15 protein-coding genes and 1 riboswitch are annotated in these 17,119 nt (G+C 72.4%); of the genes, 6 read left to right on the forward strand and 9 right to left on the reverse strand.

The features are described from left to right. Positions 1-104: 104 nt before the first annotated feature. Complete coding sequence (locus AB0I66_RS09525) at positions 105-1,145, reverse strand: NAD(P)-dependent alcohol dehydrogenase (protein WP_363207853.1); 1,041 nt, start codon at positions 1,143-1,145, stop codon at positions 105-107. A 277-nt stretch (positions 1,146-1,422) separates the two neighbouring features. Here AB0I66_RS09525 and AB0I66_RS09530 point away from each other — a divergent pair, with 277 nt between their 5' ends. After that, positions 1,423-2,415: a helix-turn-helix domain-containing protein gene (locus AB0I66_RS09530; protein WP_363207188.1), complete on the forward strand. Its 993-nt coding sequence runs from the start codon at positions 1,423-1,425 to the stop codon at positions 2,413-2,415. A 94-nt stretch (positions 2,416-2,509) separates the two neighbouring features. Here the strand turns inward: AB0I66_RS09530 and argG are convergent, their stop codons facing one another. Continuing rightward, positions 2,510-3,958 carry an argininosuccinate synthase gene (gene argG / locus AB0I66_RS09535; protein ID WP_363207854.1) on the reverse strand — a complete coding sequence of 483 codons (1,449 nt, stop codon included), beginning with the start codon at positions 3,956-3,958 and terminating at the stop codon, positions 2,510-2,512. A gap of 115 nt (positions 3,959-4,073) precedes the next feature. Here argG and AB0I66_RS09540 point away from each other — a divergent pair, with 115 nt between their 5' ends. The 4 genes from AB0I66_RS09540 to AB0I66_RS09555 all read left to right on the forward strand — a co-directional run bounded on the left by AB0I66_RS09540 (position 4,074) and on the right by AB0I66_RS09555 (position 9,321). Beyond that, a complete protein-coding gene (locus AB0I66_RS09540; protein WP_363207189.1) occupies positions 4,074-4,607 on the forward strand; it encodes a GNAT family N-acetyltransferase in 534 nt (177 codons plus the stop codon). A 104-nt stretch (positions 4,608-4,711) separates the two neighbouring features. Further along, complete coding sequence (locus tag AB0I66_RS09545; RefSeq protein ID WP_363207190.1) at positions 4,712-6,205, forward strand: ABC transporter substrate-binding protein; 1,494 nt, start codon at positions 4,712-4,714, stop codon at positions 6,203-6,205. A gap of 6 nt (positions 6,206-6,211) precedes the next feature. Then, positions 6,212-8,041, forward strand: a complete 1,830-nt coding sequence (locus tag AB0I66_RS09550) for an ABC transporter permease subunit (protein ID WP_363207191.1) — start codon at positions 6,212-6,214, stop codon at positions 8,039-8,041. Between the two features lie 95 nt (positions 8,042-8,136). Next, entirely contained in the window at positions 8,137-9,321 is a 1,185-nt protein-coding gene (locus tag AB0I66_RS09555) for an MFS transporter (protein ID WP_363207855.1), read from the forward strand. Here the strand turns inward: AB0I66_RS09555 and AB0I66_RS09560 are convergent. The 7 genes from AB0I66_RS09560 to AB0I66_RS09590 all read right to left on the reverse strand — a co-directional run bounded on the left by AB0I66_RS09560 (position 9,310) and on the right by AB0I66_RS09590 (position 15,583). Further along, positions 9,310-10,173 carry an ATP-binding cassette domain-containing protein gene (locus AB0I66_RS09560; RefSeq protein ID WP_363207192.1) on the reverse strand — a complete coding sequence of 288 codons (864 nt, stop codon included), beginning with the start codon at positions 10,171-10,173 and terminating at the stop codon, positions 9,310-9,312. The two genes, AB0I66_RS09555 and AB0I66_RS09560, sit on opposite strands and share 12 nt — an antisense overlap. Continuing rightward, the gene (gene cbiQ / locus AB0I66_RS09565; protein WP_363207193.1) at positions 10,170-10,919 is read right to left on the reverse strand and encodes a cobalt ECF transporter T component CbiQ; all 750 of its coding nucleotides are present in this window, start codon (positions 10,917-10,919) and stop codon (positions 10,170-10,172) included. The genes AB0I66_RS09560 and cbiQ overlap by 4 nt, the downstream gene beginning before the upstream one ends. 6 nt (positions 10,920-10,925) lie before the next feature. Beyond that, complete coding sequence (locus tag AB0I66_RS09570) at positions 10,926-11,315, reverse strand: energy-coupling factor ABC transporter substrate-binding protein (protein WP_363207194.1); 390 nt, start codon at positions 11,313-11,315, stop codon at positions 10,926-10,928. Next, complete coding sequence (locus AB0I66_RS09575) at positions 11,315-12,082, reverse strand: energy-coupling factor ABC transporter permease (protein WP_363207195.1); 768 nt, start codon at positions 12,080-12,082, stop codon at positions 11,315-11,317. The genes AB0I66_RS09570 and AB0I66_RS09575 overlap by 1 nt, the downstream gene beginning before the upstream one ends. A 29-nt stretch (positions 12,083-12,111) precedes the next feature. Next, positions 12,112-12,296: riboswitch (cobalamin riboswitch) on the reverse strand. A gap of 85 nt (positions 12,297-12,381) precedes the next feature. After that, positions 12,382-13,020, reverse strand: a complete 639-nt coding sequence (locus tag AB0I66_RS09580) for a GNAT family N-acetyltransferase (protein WP_363207196.1) — start codon at positions 13,018-13,020, stop codon at positions 12,382-12,384. After that, positions 13,020-14,084, reverse strand: coding sequence for a tRNA (adenosine(37)-N6)-threonylcarbamoyltransferase complex transferase subunit TsaD (gene tsaD / locus AB0I66_RS09585; RefSeq protein WP_363207197.1), 1,065 nt, complete (start codon positions 14,082-14,084; stop codon positions 13,020-13,022). Before tsaD ends, AB0I66_RS09580 begins: the two co-directional genes overlap by 1 nt. Before the next feature lie 95 nt (positions 14,085-14,179). Next, positions 14,180-15,583, reverse strand: coding sequence for a short-chain fatty acyl-CoA regulator family protein (locus AB0I66_RS09590; protein WP_363207198.1), 1,404 nt, complete (start codon positions 15,581-15,583; stop codon positions 14,180-14,182). A 223-nt stretch (positions 15,584-15,806) separates the two neighbouring features. Here AB0I66_RS09590 and aceA point away from each other — a divergent pair, with 223 nt between their 5' ends. Next, positions 15,807-17,108 carry an isocitrate lyase gene (gene aceA / locus AB0I66_RS09595; RefSeq protein ID WP_363207199.1) on the forward strand — a complete coding sequence of 434 codons (1,302 nt, stop codon included), beginning with the start codon at positions 15,807-15,809 and terminating at the stop codon, positions 17,106-17,108. Positions 17,109-17,119: the final 11 nt, after the last annotated feature.

Raw genomic sequence — 17,119 nt, forward strand, 5'->3', positions numbered from 1 at the left:
GACGGGCAGGCAGGTGAACAGCACGTCCGCCTCACCGCCGCGCAGCGCGCCGAGCGGGTCGCCGCTTTCGCCCCGGGCCCCACGTCGTGCGTCGCCGTACGGGGTCAGCCGTTGGGCAGGATGACCGCCCGGCCGTCGATCCGTCCCTCGTGCAGGTGCTCGTACGCCTTGGGCGCGTCCTGAAGCGCGTACGTCTCCACATGCACGTCGATCGCGCCGGAACGGGCCAGGTCGAGGACCTCGATCAGTTCGGACCTGCTGCCCCAGTACGGGGCGCGGACCGCCGCGTCGTACGGGGTCGTGCCGAAGCCGACGGCCGCGGCCCCGCCGCCGATGCCGACGATGGTGACGTCCGCCTCGACCGCCGCGCAGGCGGTCGCCGTGGCGACGGTGGGCGGTGCGCCGACGAAGTCGAACACCGCCTGCGCGCCGAGACCGCCGGTCAGTTCACGGACCCTCGTCGCCGCGTGCTCGTCCGACAGAACGGTCTCGTGGGCGCCGACCTGGTGGGCGAGGCGCAGCTTCCCGTCGGTGACGTCGAGGGCGATCACCCGCGCCGGGGTCAGCGCCCGCAGCAACTGGATCGCGACGTGTCCCAGGCCGCCGGTGCCGATGACCACGGCGGTGCTGCCGGGGGTCAGCTTGGGCAGGGAGGTCTTGATCGCGTGGTACGGGGTCAGGCCCGCGTCGGTGAGCGGCACCGCGGTCACGGGGTCGAGGCCGCCGAGCGGGACCAGGTGACGCGTGTTGTCCACGATCATGTACTCGGCGATGGCCCCGGGCGCCCCGAGTCCGGGCGGCAGGATGCCGAGCTCCGCGGCGCGCGAGCAGTAGTTCTCCTTGCCCTGCGAGCACATCAGGCAGGCTCCGCAGCCCCACGGTCCGTAGACGGCCACGGAGTCGCCGATCTCGAAGCCGGTCACGCCGTCGCCCAGCGCGGCCACGGTCCCCGCGCCCTCGTGGCCGAGGGTCAGCGGCAGCGGGAAGGTCAGCGCCTCCGCGGGCCAGCTCATCACCGCGATGTCGGAGTGGCACACGCCCGCGGCGGTGACCTTCAGGAGGACCTGGCCGGGGCCCGGCTCCGGGCGCGGGACGGTGACGACCTCGGGAGCGGAGCCGACGCTCCGGTACTGGACGGCCTTCATCTCGGCGGGCATGTCGGGGCTGTCGGGGCCTTCTTGCGCTGACATCTGGGATGCCTCTTCTCGTTCTCGGCTCGTGCTGTGCGCCTGCTGTCCCCCTCGCCTCCGACTGTACTCCTCGGAATGTCCCAATGAGACATGTGACCCACCGGGACATTGAATACGCGTCTGTCGCGTCGCCGGTCCCGCCCGGTCCGGCCCCAAGAAGCCGCGGAAACACGAGAGTTGGCGAGTACCATCAAAAACTCAGCCATCCACGGGGGAAGGCGGCACGGCCCGCATGACACGCAGCTATGACCAGTCCTGTCCGGCGGCGCGCGCCCTGGACGTCGTCGGCGGCCGGTGGTCCCTGCTCATCGTGCGCGAGCTGCTGCTCGGGCCCCGGCACTACACCGACCTCGTCGCCGGACTGCCCGGCATCGGCCCCGACGTCCTGGCCGAGCGGCTGCGCGCCCTGCGCGATGCGGACGTCATCAGCCAGGCCGAGCTGCCGCCACCGGCCTCCTCGACGGTCTACGAACTGACCGAACTCGGCGCCGCCATGCGCCCGGTGCTCGACGAGCTGACCCGCTGGGGCATGCGGCTGCCGGCCGCTCCCCGGCCCGGCGACACCTTCCGGCTCAGCTGGGTGCTCGGCTGCCTGCGCGCCAGCTTCCGGCCGGAACAGGCCCGCGGCCTGCGGGAGACGTACGAGTTCCGGGTCGACGGCGACACGTTCCACCTGCGCGTCGACGACGGCGTGCTCGACATCCGCAACGGCGGCGCCACGGACCCCGTCTGTTCCATCACGACCGACCTCGGGACGTTCCTGGCCGTCGGTGCCCGCCTCGTCGACATCGAGGACGCCGTCGCGCGCGGCCTCGCCCGGCTCCAGGGGGAACGCACGGCCGCCGCACGGGTGATCGCCATCCTCGGCGCACACCCCGAGGCGACCGGCGGGCGGCACGGCATCGTCGGAGCCGTCGGGGCCTCGTTCCGCCCCGACCACGCCCTCGGCGTACGCGAGACCTACGAGTGGGTGATCGGCGATCTCGTCTTCCACGCCCGCGTCGACGACGGCACCGTCGAGACGGGCCTGGGCCCCGCGCCGGACGCCGCCGCGACACTCGTCACCGATCTGGGCACCCTGCTGCAACTGGGCGCGGGCTCCCTGCCGCTGGAGGACGCGGCCAGCGCCCAGGTCATAGAAGTGAACGGCGACCTGGAGGCGGCGCTGCGCATGGCGGACGCCTTCGGCGTGGTCCGCGCCGACCGCACGGCAGCCACTGCCTGACGTGACCGAAAGCCGCTGACAGCAGACAGCAGAGGGCCCCGGCAGTCGTCATCCGCCGGGGCCCACTGATCACCTTCGTACGACCAGAGCCGTGTCAGTCCGTGCCGGACTCCATCGCGGCACGGTCCAGCATCGACTCCTCGTCCGTGGTCTCACCGCGTGAGGCGATCGCCTCCGCGCCGCCGCCGTCCATGGCGCCGATCAGACCGGTCGAGGCCGCCTGCGCGGCGCCGATCGGCGTCGGGTGGCCGGAGCCGACGAGGCCCAGGCCCGCGTACTGCTCAAGGCGCGCGCGGGAGTCGGCGATGTCGAGGTTCCGCATGGTGAGCTGGCCGATCCGGTCCACCGGGCCGAACGCCGAGTCCTCGGTCCGCTCCATGGAGAGCTTGTCCGGGTGGTAGCTGAACGCCGGGCCCGTGGTGTCGAGGATCGAGTAGTCCTCGCCGCGCCGCAGCCGCACCGTCACCTCACCGGTGACGGCCGTGCCGACCCAGCGCTGCAGCGACTCGCGGATCATCAGCGCCTGCGGGTCCAGCCAGCGGCCCTCGTACATCAGCCGGCCGAGGCGCCGGCCCTCGTTGTGGTACGCGGCCAGCGTGTCCTCGTTGTGGATCGCGTTGACCAGGCGCTCGTAGGCGATGTGCAGGAGCGCCATGCCGGGCGCCTCGTAGATGCCGCGGCTCTTGGCCTCGATGATCCGGTTCTCGATCTGGTCGGACATGCCGAGGCCGTGCCGGCCGCCGATCGCGTTGGCCTCCATGACGAGGTCCACCGAGGAGGCGAATTCCTTGCCGTTGATGGTGACCGGGCGGCCCTGGTCGAAGCCGATCGTCACGTCCTCCGCGTCGATCTCCACCGAGGGGTCCCAGAACTTCACGCCCATGATCGGGTCGACGGTCTCGAGCCCGGTGTCCAGGTGCTCGAGCGTCTTGGCCTCGTGCGTGGCGCCCCAGATGTTGGCGTCCGTGGAGTACGCCTTCTCCGTCGAGTCCCGGTAGGGCAGCTCGTGCGCGAGCAGCCACTCCGACATCTCCTTGCGGCCGCCGAGCTCCGTGACGAAGTCCGCGTCCAGCCAGGGCTTGTAGATCCGCAGGTGCGGGTTGGCGAGCAGCCCGTACCGGTAGAACCGCTCGATGTCGTTGCCCTTGAACGTGGAGCCGTCGCCCCAGATCTGCACCCCGTCCTCCAGCATCGCCCGCACCAGGAGCGTGCCGGTCACGGCGCGGCCCAGCGGCGTGGTGTTGAAGTACGGACGCCCGCCCGACCTGATGTGGAAGGCGCCGCACGCGAGTGCCGCGAGCCCTTCCTCGACCAGCGCCTCGCGGCAGTCGACGAGTCGGGTGATCTCGGCGCCGTACGCCGAGGCGCGGCCGGGCACGGAGGCGATGTCGGGCTCGTCGTACTGGCCGATGTCGGCGGTGTACGTGCAGGGCACTGCGCCCTTGTCACGCATCCAGGCGACGGCGACCGAGGTGTCGAGACCGCCGGAGAAGGCAATGCCGACGCGCTCGCCGGTGGGGAGGGAGGTGAGGACCTTGGACATAGGAAGAGTATGCATGACTTCGCATGGTCATGCAACGTTGCTCGCGTGGGCGGTTCGAACGGTCGGCAATACCGCTGGTGGCAGGCCATATCGGCTTAATGCTTAGGATGTGCAAGTGCTTGAATACCGCATCAGGACGGCCACCGCCGATGACCTCGGCGCCGCACGAGCCGTCATGCTCGACACCGTCTACCACGACTTCGGCACGGGGTACGTGCCGCGCTGGCACGGCGACATCATCGACCTCGACTCCGCGTACCTGAGACCCGTCCGCCACACGTTGCTCGTCGCGGTGGACGAGCGGGACGGGACGGTCGCGGCGACCGCCGCCCTCGACTCCCGCGGCCCCGCGCACCCGCCGAACCCGCGCTGGATCGCCGAACGCTTCCCCTCCGGGGAGACGGCGCAGCTGCGGCGCGTCTACGTGCGGGCCGAGCACCGACGCCGCGGTCTCGCCCGGCGCCTTGTCGGCGAGCTGCTCGGCTTCGCCTCGGCGGATGGCGGCTACCGGTCCGTCTATCTGCACACCGACCCCGCGGTCACCGGCGCCGAGGGCTTCTGGCGCTCCATGGGGAAAGTGGTGCACGACGAGCGCGAGGAATCCGACGGGTCACGAGTCGTGCACTTCGAAGTGCCCATGCAGCCATAGCCCCCGCTCTCCGCGACCCGGCCGCATTAATGGAAATGGTTGTCATGTAGTCTTCGTGGCTGCCACCGCACTTCAGGACCCACTCCACCCCGAGAACGAGGACCATGCGCTCCGTCCGCCGCCGTCCCCTCACAGCCGGCCTGCTCGTCGCTCCCCTGCTCACCGGCTGTTTCGCCGCCAAGGACGACGCGTCCGGCGACTCCGCGGAAGGCGCCCGCCTCAAGATCGCGCTGGCCTTCCCTCCCTCGGAGAACTTCTCCCCGTACGGCGCCGACGCCACCCTCCTCAGCCGCCTCGGCGTCACCGAGGGCCTGACCAAGCTGGACGCGAACGGCGCCGCCGCCCCCGCGCTCGCCGCGTCCTGGCAGCAGGAGAACGACCGCAGCTGGCTGTTCACCCTGCGCCAGGCCGGCTTCCAGGACGGCAGCCGCGTCACCCCGTCCGCCGTCGCCTCCGCCCTCACCCACGCGGGCAAGGCCAAGCCCGTCACCGCCGCCCTGTCGGGAGCAGCCCTCACCGCCAAGGCCGTCGGCGACGACCGCGTCCGGATCACCACCGCCGACCCCGACCCCGCGCTCCCCCTGCGCCTGTCGAGCCCCGGCCTGGCCGTGCTCTCCCCCAAGGCGTACGCGAAGGGCGACAAGGTCAGCCCGGTCGGCACCGCCACCGGCCCCTTCGAGCTCACGAAGACCACCGGCGCCACCGCGGCCACCCTCGACCGCTTCGACGACTACTGGGGCGGCCGCGCCCAGGCGTCCGGCGTCGACGCCAGGTTCATCGCCGACGGCACCGCGCGCACCAACGCCCTGCGCACCGGCGACGTGGACATCGCCGAGGCCGTCCCCGTCTCCCAGGCGGCCTCCCTCGACAAGGGCCACGGACGCGAGACCGCCACGGCACGCACCACGGCCCTCCAGCTCAACACGGAGAAGGGCGCCTTCAAGGACCCCGGCCTGCGCGCCGCGGCCCGCGCCGCGATCGACACCTCCGCGCTCGCCAAGGACGTCTACGAGGGCCACGCCGACACCGGCAAGGGCATCTTCGGCCCCGCCCTGACCTGGGCCGACGGAAAGCGCGGCAAGCCGAAGGACCAGGCGGAGGCGAAGGCACCCGGCGGGAAGTCCATCACCCTGGGCACGTACGACAACCGGCCCGAGCTCCCCGAGGTCGCGCAGGTGCTCAAGCAGCAGCTGCAGAAGGCCGGTTTCAAGGTGACCCTGGAGGTGCGCGAGTCCTCGCGCATCGAGGGCGACGCCCTGGCCGGGAAGTTCGACGCGTTCGTCGGCGCCCGCAACACCATGCTCGACACCGGCGACCCCGTGTCGGTCCTCGCCAGCGACTACACCTGCGACGGCAGCTACAACCTCTCGCAACTGTGCGACACCTCGGTCGACAAGGCCGTGCGGAAGGCCGAGAACACGACCGACACCGCGAAGCGGCAGGACGCGGCCATGGCCGCCGAGGCCGCGATCCTCGGCACCGACGCCGTCGTGCCGCTGGTCCACCAGCGGATCATCACGGGCGTCGGCGACTCCGTGCGCGGCGAGATCCTCGACCCGTACGAGCGGACGCTGGTCGCCGCCGGCACCAGGCGCTGAGGCGGCATGCGCAGGAGCCTCGCCCGTACCGGCGGACCGGTGCTGCTGTGGCGCGTGGTTCTCGCCGCGGCGCTGCTGTGCCTGATCGGCCTGTTGCCCTGGCTGTCCCGCACCGACCCGGCGCTCACCGTGCTCAAGGCGCGGGCGGCGGAACGCACCCCCACCCCCGAGGTCCTCGCGGCCGTCCGCGGTGAACTCGGCCTGGACCAGGGCCCGTTGCGGCTGCTCGGCCAGTGGACGGGTGGGCTTCTGCACGGGGATGCCGGACGGTCGTGGATCTCCGGGGAAGCGGTGCTGCCCTCCGTGGTGCAGGCCCTGGGCGTCTCGTTGCTGCTCATGTCGGCGGCGCTGGTGGTGGCCGTCGTGATGGCGGGCGCGGTGTGCTCGCGCACCCTGTGGCTCGGCTCCCGCCGCCGGCTCGCGGGGCGCCGCACCTCCGGTGGCGGGGCCGCGGTCGTCGCCGCGATGCCCGAATTCCTGGCCGCCTCGGTGCTCGCCACCGTGGTCGGCGTCCATCTGGGCTGGCTGCCCGCCCTCGGCTGGTACGGACCCCAGTGGCTCGTGCTGCCCGCGCTCTCGCTCGGGCTTCCCGCCGGGGCACTGCTCGGCCGGCTCATCGACGACCTGCTGCCCGGCGCCTTCGCCGAACCGTGGACGCGGGCGGCCGCCGCCCGCGGCATTCCGAGCGGACGCATCGCGCGCCAGGCGCTGCGCCGCTGCCTGCCCGGCCTCCTGCCGAACCTCGGCCTCTTCCTCGTGGGTCTGACCGGTGGCGCAGTCGCCGTGGAGCAGATCTTCGACATTCCCGGGCTCGGCCGCTCCACGCTGCAGGCCGCGGTGGCGCAGGATCTGCCCGTCCTCCAGGCCGGAACCCTCGCGCTCGTCCTGCTCGCCACCGTGGCGGGCGGCCTCTTCCGCCTCGTGTCGCGGCTGGTGAGCGGTCCGGCGCTGCGGGACGGGGCCCTGCCGACACTGCATCTTCCGGCGCCGCCCGCGCCCAGCCGGCTGCCCTTGCTGTACGGCGGGGCACTGCTGGGCGTCATCCTCTTCAGCCTGGCCCGGGACCCCCTCGCCCTGGACACCGCGGCCCGCCTCCAGGCGCCGTCTCTGGCACACCCGTTCGGCACCGACGCCCTGGGCCGCGACGTCCTGGCGCGGGTCGGGCACGGCGCGCTGCACACCCTTGCGCTGGCCCTGGGGATCAGCGCCTTCGCCCTGGTGGCAGGCATCCTGCTCGGGCTTCTGCCGCGCTTCTCCGGCCCGCTGCTCGACACGCTCAACGCGATACCGCCGACGCTCGCGGGACTCCTCGTCGCCGGTGTCGCGGGCAGCGGAGCCGCCACCCCCGCGATCGCCGTGGCCGCCGTCGCCTGGGTCCCGCTGGCCGCCCACACCGCCGCCCTGCTCCTCCAGGAACGCGCCACCCTGCACCTGACGGCGACCCGGAGCCTGGGGGCGGGGCGCCGCCACCAGCTGCGGCACCATCTGCTGCCCGCGGTCCTGCCGCCCGTCACCCGCCACGCACTCCTGCGGCTGCCCGCCGTCGCGCTGGCCCTGGCCGCCCTCGGCTTCCTCGGCCTCGGCGCCCAGCCGCCGTCCCCCGAGTGGGGCCTGCTGCTCGCCGAGAACCAGCCCTACGCCGAACGTGCCCCCTGGGCCCTGCTCGCCCCGGCGGCCGCGCTCGCCCTCCTGGGTGCCCTGGCTGTGACAGCGGCGGGCGGAGTGCCGATTCCTGGGTGGGTACGGCGTCGACGCCGGCCCTCCGAGCCGGCCCTCACGCCCGAAACGTCGCCCTCGAAGCGGGAGTTGAGTACGGCAGGGACGGCAGCCCGGTGAGCGATCGACGTCAACTGTCCCTGCTCACGCGGCTCCGGCCCGCCGAGCGCCCACGCCGCGAACGGACCTGGCCGCACCTCTCACCCCTCCTTCGCCTGCTGATCCTGACCCAACTCGCCTTCAACATCGGCTTCTTCGCGGTCCTGCCGTTCCTGGCCGAGCACCTGGGCGCGGCGATCGGCATGGCGGGCTGGCTGGTCGGCCTGGTGCTCGGCCTGCGGACCTTCAGCCAGCAGGGGCTCTTCGTCGTGGGCGGTGCCCTGACCGACCGGTACGGCGTGCGGCCGGTGGTGCTCACCGGCTGCCTGCTGCGGATCGCCGGCTTCGCCTGGCTCGGCTACGCGCACCAGACCTGGTCGGTCATCGGCGCGGTGCTCCTGATCGGGTTCGCCGCCGCCCTGTTCTCCCCCGCCGTGGAGTCCGAGGTCGCCCGGCAGGCGGTGCTCTGGGAGGAGTCGGGCCGCGGCCCGCGCACCCGCGTCCTGGCCCTGCTGACCGTGGCGGGCCAGGCGGGCGCGTTCCTCGGTCCGCTCATCGGCGCGCTGCTGCTCTCCGTCGACTTCCGCACCGTATGTCTGGCCGGGGCCGGGGTCTTCGTCCTCGTCCTTTCCGGGCACCTGTGGCTGCTGCCGCAGCGCATCCCGGGGCGGGAGAAGATCCGCGTACGGGGAGGCGTGGGCGAACTGGTGCGCAACCGCCGGTTTTTGGCGGTCTGCTGTGCCTACGGCGCCTATCTCCTGGCGTACAACCAGCTCTATCTCGCCCTGCCGGACGAGGTGGAGCGTACGGCCGGTTCGCAGGCGCCGATCGCCTGGCTCTTCGCCCTCTCCTCCCTCCTGGTGGTGACCACCCAGCTCCCGGTCACCCACTGGGCGACGAGGCGCCTCGACGAGCGCCGCTCGATGGCGGCGGGGCTCGTGCTCATCTCCGTCGGGTTTGCCGTCGTGGCCGTCGCGCGACCGGCCGCCTGGACCGGCGTGGCGGGGCTGCTGCCCGCCGCCGGGTTCGTCGTCCTGCTCACCCTCGGCCAGATGCTGGTCGCCCCGGCCGCCCGGGCCTGGGTCCCGGATCTCACGCCCGACGGCAGGCTCGGCCTCTACACCGGGGCGCTGTCGTCGGTCTCCGGCCTGATCGTCCTGGCGGGCAGCGCCGTGACCGGCTCGCTCCTCGACGCGGGGCTCGCGCCGTGGGTGCCGTGGCTGGTGCTCGCCGCGATCCCGCTGCTCGCCGTGACGCTGCTGCCGGCCCGCACCCGGGCCGCGGGCGCGTCAGCCGGCTGACGCGCCGGGCAGCGCCGATGCCGTCAGTGCCGCCAACTCCTCGGGGGTGCGCGGCCCGTCGCCCACCTCGGCCAGCAGGCCCTTGGTCCGCAGCAGCTCCGTGACGGCGATCCCCCAGGGCAGGCGAAGGCCCGCCTGCGCCAGGAGTTCGCGGTGGGCGAGCATCTCCGCGACCGGCCCGGTGCGTACTCCCGTGGGGGTGAGCAGGGCCGCGTCGTCGGCCCAGCGCAGGGCCAGGTCCACGTCGTGAGTGGCCATCACCACGGTCGTTCCCGCGTCCCGCAGGCCCTGCAGAGTGGTCAGGAGGCGTTCCTGGCCGTCGGGGTCGAGCCCCGCGGTCGGCTCGTCGAGGATCAGGACCCGGGGTCGCATCGCCACGGCTCCCGCGATGGCCGTGCGCTTGCGCTGGCCGTAGGAGAGCAGATGAGTGGGGCGGTCCGCCAGGGCGCTGATGTCGAGCGCGGCGAGCGCCTCGGCGACCCGGCCGCGCACCTCGGTGTCCGTGAGCCCCAGGTTCAACGGCCCGAAGGACACGTCCTGTTCGACGGAAGCGGCGAAAAGCTGGTCGTCCGGGTCCTGCACCACCAGCTGGACGGTGGTGCGCAGCCGCGTGAGCCCCTTGCGGTCGTACGTCACCGGGGCGTCCCCCAGGGTCAATCCGCCCTGGTCCGGGCGGAGTCCGCCGCTCAGCAGCCGCATGAGGGTGGTCTTGCCGCTGCCGTTGCGCCCGAGCAGCGCGAGCGCGCGCCCCTCGGTGACGTCGAAGTCCAGGCCGCTGAGGACGGTGGGCCCGTCCTCGTACGCGTAGGAAGCGGCGCGCAGAGCGACCAGGGACCCGCTCGGCTCGCTCATGGCAGAACCCTTTCCAGTACGAGGGTGAGGGCCGCGAGGCCCACGAGGAGCGCGGCGCTCGCGGCCACGAAGGGCCGCGAGATCCGGGCGTCGGGCACGAGCACCCGCAGGGTCCCGTCGTACCCGCGTCCGGCGAGACCGGCCTGCAGGCGGCTCGCCCGGTCGAAGGCCCGCACGAACGCGGTGGCACCGAGACCGCCGAGGGAACGCCAGGTGGCGGCCCGGGTGGTGTGGCCGAGCCGCGCGGCCTGCGCCTGCCGGATCCGGCTCATGGAGTCGAGGAGCAGGAAGCTCATCCGGTACATGACCAGAGCCACGTCGACCACCGGCGCCGGTACGCCTGCCTTCACCAGGCGGGGCAGCAGATCCGACATGGGGGTGGTGAAGGCGAAGAGGAGGACGCCGAGCGAGGCCGCCGACGTGCGCAGGAGCAGTCCGCCCGCCCGCTCGGGGCCGCCGTCGGCGAGCGTGACGAAGCCCTCGGACCCGCCCAGTTGGACGAGCAGCGTCAGGGCGCCGGTGACGCAGAAGCCCAGGGGCACGCGGTAGGCGCGCCACAGTTTGCGCGGCGGCACGGCGGCGGGCCCGAGCAGCACGGCGAGCGCGGCGACCAGGACCAGGACGGCCCCCGGCCAGGGCGGCAGGGAGACGGCAAGGATCGTGAGGCCGAGCCCGAGCACGGCTTTGTCCACGGGATGGCGGCGGCGCCAGCGACTGCTGTGCGCCGCCGCGTCGATGGGCAGCACGCCGGGTCAGACCTGCCCGGTCCCGGCCCGGGTGTGCTCCTCGTCGACGGCCTGCTCCGCGACGGCTGGATCGGTGCGCGCCGCCTCGGCCCGCGCCGCCTCGGCGCCCTGACGGCGCCCCTTGCGCAGACCGAAGTAGTAGGCGAGGACGCCCGCGCCGAGCGCCGCCTGCAGCGCGAAGAGCGCCGACTCGATCTCCCCGGACGGGGGTTCGTACAGCGGCGAGAACCAGGGCTCGTAATCCGGCTCGATCTCGGTGATCGCGGTCTCGGCCTGGGCGTCGGCCCCGGCGAACGGCTCCTTCTCGTCGTCGCCGAGTCCGAGGGCCAGCGGCAGCACGGCCAGCGCGGCGACGATGAGGAGGAGCAGGGTGTTGATCTTCGCGTTCCGGCTCATCAGGCGCTGGCCCCCGTCTCGGTCTCCGTCTTGCTGTCGGTGTCCGTCTTGCTGTCGGCGTCCGTCGTCTTGCTGCCGGTGTCCGCCTGCACGGACGGCTTCTTGCCCTGGAGCAGCACGCCGAGCCGCGTGAGCTCGCCCTTGCTCGACTGCACGAGCAGCCGCATCACCACGACGGTGAGCAGTCCCTCGCTGACCGCGAGGGGGATCTGCGTGACGGCGAAGATGCCGCCGAACTTGCCGAGGGCACCCAGGAATCCGCTGCCGGGGTCCGGGAACGCCAGGGCGAGCTGGACGCTGGTGACGCAGTACGTGGACAGGTCGGCGACGAACGCGCCGAAGAACACCGCCACCATGAGCGGCACGTCGTACCGCTTCAGGAGCCGGTAGACGGCGTATCCGGCCCATGGCCCGACGATCGCCATGGAGAACACGTTGGCGCCCAGGGTGGTGAGCCCGCCGTGGGCGAGCAGCAGCGCCTGGAACAGCAGCGTGATGGTGCCGAGCACGGCCATGATCGGCGGCCGGAAGAGGATCGCGCCGAGCCCGGTGCCCGTCGGGTGCGAGCAACTGCCGGTGACGGACGGGATCTTCAGTGCGGAAAGGACAAAGGTGAATGCTCCGGACGCGCCCAGGAGCAGGGTGCTCTCCGGGTGTTCCTTGACCTCACGGGTGAGGGAGCGGACTCCGTGGACGACAAACGGCGCGGACGCTACGCCCCAGGCGATCGCGTGCGCCGGCGGGAGAAAACCCTCGGCTATGTGCATGGCTAAGCAGACCCTCTCCAGCACCTCGTGGATGGACAACGTGCCTTGGCCGGTCTCCTGGCTGACGGGTCGTACCGACCGGACTCCGCCTTCCCGGGCGCGTGTTGCGCCCAGTGGCTGCCGCGAGGGCTGGAGCCGGACTTCCCGATCACAGTGGCGAGGGCCGCACCGGCATCACACCGATTTCCCGAGCACCAAGGCGTGGTGACCCTAGTGCGGAATCCAGTGACCTGACAACTTGCGGGACCGCTCGACCTGTGGCACGCGCGAGCGCACATGACCAGGGCGTACGCCCCTGGTCAGCCCATGTGCACCGGCCCGTGCGCGCCCGGCGTACGCCCCGCTCCCCGCGCGGTCGCCCCTCCTGTGCCGCAGGACACCGCGAGGGTCCTGGCGGGGTGGTGGGGCCCGAGGAAGACGACGACACCCTTGCCGTCGGGCGAGGGGTGTGTCGCCTGGGTCCAGCCCTGGCGACCGTAGAAGGCCATGGCCTGCGCCGACCGGACCGAAGTGAGCAGCCAGGCACGGCCGTCGGGAGCGCCCGCGGCCATCGCCTCAAGGAGGGCCGCCCCGATCCCGGCCCCCTGCGCCCCGGGACGCACGGCTAGTTCGTCTATCTCTCGCGCCCCGCACAGCCACGAGTGGGCGCGCTCGGCCCCGAGTCCGGCGGCCGCCTGCGGATAACAGCGGTCGGCGGGGAAGGGGTCGGGAGTGGTCCACCCGGTGGTGAATCCGGCGAGGTCCGTCCCCTGCAGGGCGATGGCCGCGGTGAAGCCGGGACGGCGCACGTCGTCACCGAGCCGGACCAGGAACTGCGCCACCCTGTCCTCGTCCTCGTGCCAAGGAGGCGGGCCGAAGGCTTCGGCATAGACCGTGCGCAAGGCGTCGGTGTGCGCAAGCAGTTGCTCGCCGCGCAGGACGCGGACGACCGCCGTCATCAGACGGCCTTGGCCGGGACCGCTCCCGGCTGCAGGGCCGCGTACTCCAGTGGGGCGGACGGGTCGATCGACACGTCCAGGGGCGCGGGCTCGGCCCCGGCGCGTACGAGCAGATCGCCGACGGCGGCGATCATCGCGCCGTTGTCGGTGCACAGGGTCATCGGCGGAACGCGCAGGCGCACGCCGGCTGCCGCGCACCGCTCCTCCGCGAGCGCCCGTACCCGCGAGTTCGCGGCGACGCCGCCGACCACGACGAGGGTCGTGACCCCGTGATCCCGGCAGGCGGCGAGCGCCTTGCGGGTCAGGACGTCCGCGACGGCCTCCTGGAGCGAGGCCGCGCCGTCGGCCACCGGCAGGCCCCGGCCCGCGTGCCCTTCGGCCCAGCGGGCGGCGGCGGTCTTGAGGCCGGAGAAGGAGAACGCGTACGGGGCGTCCTTCGGCCCGGTGAGCGGGCGGGGGAAGGCCACCGCGCGCGGGTCGCCGTCCCGGGCCGCACGGTCGATGGCGGGGCCGCCCGGATACGGAAGGCCGAAGACCCGGGCGACCTTGTCGAAGCACTCGCCCGCCGCGTCGTCCAGGGTGTCCCCCAGGTGCACGATCTGATCGCGGACCAGGTCCCGGACGAGCAGCAGGGACGTGTGCCCGCCGGAGACGATGAGCACCACGCAGGGGTCGGGCAGCGGGCCGTGCTCCAGCGTGTCGGCGGCGACATGACCGGCCAGGTGGTGCACCCCGTACAGCGGGACGTCGAGCGTGTGGGCCAGGGTCTTCGCTCCCGCGAGGCCCACCTGCAGCGCACCCGCCAGACCGGGTCCCGTGGTGACCGCCACCGCGTCGATGTCCGACAGCTTGAGGTCCGCCTGGTCGAGGGCGTGCCGGACGACCGGCGTGAAGGAGTGCAGATGCGCCCGGGCGGCGATCTCGGGGACCACACCGCCGAACCGGGCGTGCTCGTCCATGCTGGACGCGACCACATGGGCGAGCAGCCGCCCTTCCGAAACGATCCCCGCCCCGGTCTCGTCGCACGACGACTCGATTCCCAGCACAACGCGCCCCGCGGCCATCGTCGTCTCCTTCACGTACAGGACAGGTCTTGCGCATTTCTGCATTTCTGCATTTCTGCATGAGAAGTGTAGTTGCAAGTGATGTGCAATAAGACCTACGGTCCGGCCACCGGGTAGGGGACGAAGGTGCTGCTGTTCTCGTCGATCGCCAGTCGGCGGTCCAGTGGAGGCACCGCCCGCTGAGGGCAGTCGGTGCGTTCGCAGAGGCGGCAGCCCATGCCGATGGGCACCGCGGACGAGGCGCTGTCGAGGTCGAGGCCGTCGGAGTAGACGAGCCGCGCCGCGTGGCGGATCTCGCAGCCGAGGCCGATGGCGAAGGTCTTGCCGGGCTCGCCCCAGCCACCGCGGTGCCGGGTGACCGCGCGGGCGGTCCACAGGAAGCGCTGGCCGTCCGGCATCGCGGCCACCTGGACGTGGATGCGGCCGGGCGCGGCGAACGCCTCGTACACGTTCCACAGCGGACAGGTGCCGCCCGCGCGGGAGAAGTGGAACGCGGTGGCGGACTGCCGCTTCGACATGTTGCCCGCCCGGTCGACCCGGACGAACGAGAAGGGCACTCCGCGCAGCAGGGGCCGCTGCAGGGTGCTGAGGCGGTGGCAGATGGTCTCGTAGCCGAGGCCGAAGTGGTCGCTCAGCCGCTCGATGTCGTAACGGAACTCCTCCGCGGCCGCGTGGAAGCGGCGGTAGGGCAGAATCAGCGCCGCCGCGAAGTAGTTGGCGATGCCGATGCGGGCCAGCGGCCAGGCCGCGGTCTCCTCGCCGAAGTCCTCCGAGGCGAGCGCGGAGATGTCGTCCGCGTAGGCGAGCAGGGCGAGTTGGGTGGCCATCCGGAACGCCTGCTGGCCGGGGCGCAGCCGGCTGGAGAGGTGCAGGACCCTGGCCGTGGGGTCGTAGTGGTGCAGGAGTTGACCGGCGTCCGCCGCCAGTCGCACCCCGTGCCGTTCGGCGAGGCGTGCGGACAGGGCGCGTACGACCTCGCCGGGTCGCAGGCCGATCTCGGCCGCGAAGCGCTCGGCGGCGAGGTCGATGTCGTGCAGGTAGTTCTGGCGCCGGTAGAAGAACTCCCGGATCTCCTCGTGCGCGGAGCGCGGCTGAGCCACCGTGCCGGGCCCCCGCCCCTCCGCGGCTTCGGAGAGCTGTTCGGTCAGGTGCTGGTTGCGGCGGCCGAGGTCCACCAGGACCGTTGCCACGGCGGGCATCCGCGACGCCAGGTCCGAGAGGTCGGACGCGGAGACCCGGCCCGCGGACACCTCGCCGGTCAGGGCGTCCCGCAGGTCGGCCACCAGGCGGCTGGTGTCGCGCTCCGAGAAGAAGCCCGGGTCGACGCCGAACGCCTCGGTGAGACGCAGCAGTACGGGCACGGTCAGCGGCCGGGAGTCGTGCTCCATCTGGTTCAGATAGCTCGGCGAGATGGCCAGGGCCCGGGCCAGGTCGGCCTGGCTCATGCGGCGTTCCTCCCGCAGTCGGCGCAGCCGCGCTCCCGCGTATGTCTTGCTCACCCGTGGCTCCCGTTCGGTCCGTTAACAGGTCCATTAACAACGTTGGCAATTCGGCGCGGAAAGATGCGCAGAACTTGGCATCTTTCCCTGGTTGTTGGCACTGAGTGCCGATGCGAGAGTCGTACCGCGGCCCGCCGGGCTCCGCCGACGGGCCGCACCTCACCTTCAGTTCGGCACTCAGTGCCACACATTCGCACAGTTCACGCATCTCCGGGAGACGGTCATGGCACAGGCAGGCAAGAAGACGACAACGGCCCAAGAACCGGCCCAGGAGCTGGCTCAGCGATGGGCGACCGACGCCCGGTGGAACGGGATCGAGCGCACCTACACCGCCGAGGACGTGATCCGGCTCTCCGGCAGCGTCCGCGAGGAGCACACCCTGGCCCGGCGCGGCGCCGAGCGGCTGTGGCGCCAACTGCACGAGCAGGACTACATCCACGCGCTCGGCGCACTGACCGGCGGCCAGGCGGTCCAGCAGGTCAAGGCCGGGCTCCAGGCGATCTACCTGTCCGGCTGGCAGGTCGCCGCCGACGCCAACCAGGCCGGGCACACCTACCCCGACCAGTCGCTCTACCCCGTCAACTCGGTCCCGCAGGTGGTCCGTCGGATCAACAACGCGCTGCTGCGCGCCGACCAGATCGCCACCGCCGAGGGCGGCGAGGACACCACCGACTGGCTCGCGCCGATCGTCGCCGACGCCGAGGCGGGCTTCGGCGGACCTCTCAACGCCTTCGAGCTGACCAAGGCGATGATCGCGGCGGGCGCGGCGGGCATCCACTACGAGGACCAGCTGGCCTCGGAGAAGAAGTGCGGTCACCTGGGCGGCAAGGTCCTCGTGCCGACCGGCCAGCACATCCGCACCCTCAACGCGGCACGTCTGGCCGCCGACATCGCCGACGTGCCGACGCTGATCGTGGCCCGCACCGACGCGCTCGCGGCGAACCTGCTGACCAGCGACGTCGACGAGCGCGACGCCCGGTTCGTCACGGGCGAGCGCACCGCCGAGGGCTTCTACCGGGTGCGGAACGGCATGGAGCCCGTCATCGCCCGCGGTCTCGCCTATGCCCCGTACGCGGACCTCATCTGGGTCGAGACGGGCACCCCGGACCTCGCGCAGGCCCGTGAGTTCGCAGAGGCCATCCACGCCGAGCACCCCGACCAGATGCTCGCCTACAACTGCTCGCCGTCGTTCAACTGGCGGGCCGCCCTGGACGACGACCAGATCGCCAAGTTCCAGCGTGAGCTGGGCGCCATGGGCTACCGCTTCCAGTTCATCACCCTGGCCGGCTTCCACTCGCTCAACCACGGCATGTTCGACCTGGCCCGCGGATACGCCGAGCACGGCATGACCGCCTATGTCGACCTCCAGGAGCGCGAGTTCGCCGCGCAGGCGCAGGGCTTCACCGCCGTGAAGCACCAGCGCGAGGTCGGCACCGGCTACTTCGACCAGGTGTCCACCGCCGTCAACCCGGCCTCGTCGACGACCGCGCTCGCCGGGTCCACCGAGGAAGAGCAGTTCCACTAGTCCGTTCGGTT

This window comes from Streptomyces sp. NPDC050439 (genome assembly GCF_040655335.1).
In the GTDB taxonomy this organism is placed as follows: Bacteria; Actinomycetota; Actinomycetes; order Streptomycetales; family Streptomycetaceae; genus Streptomyces.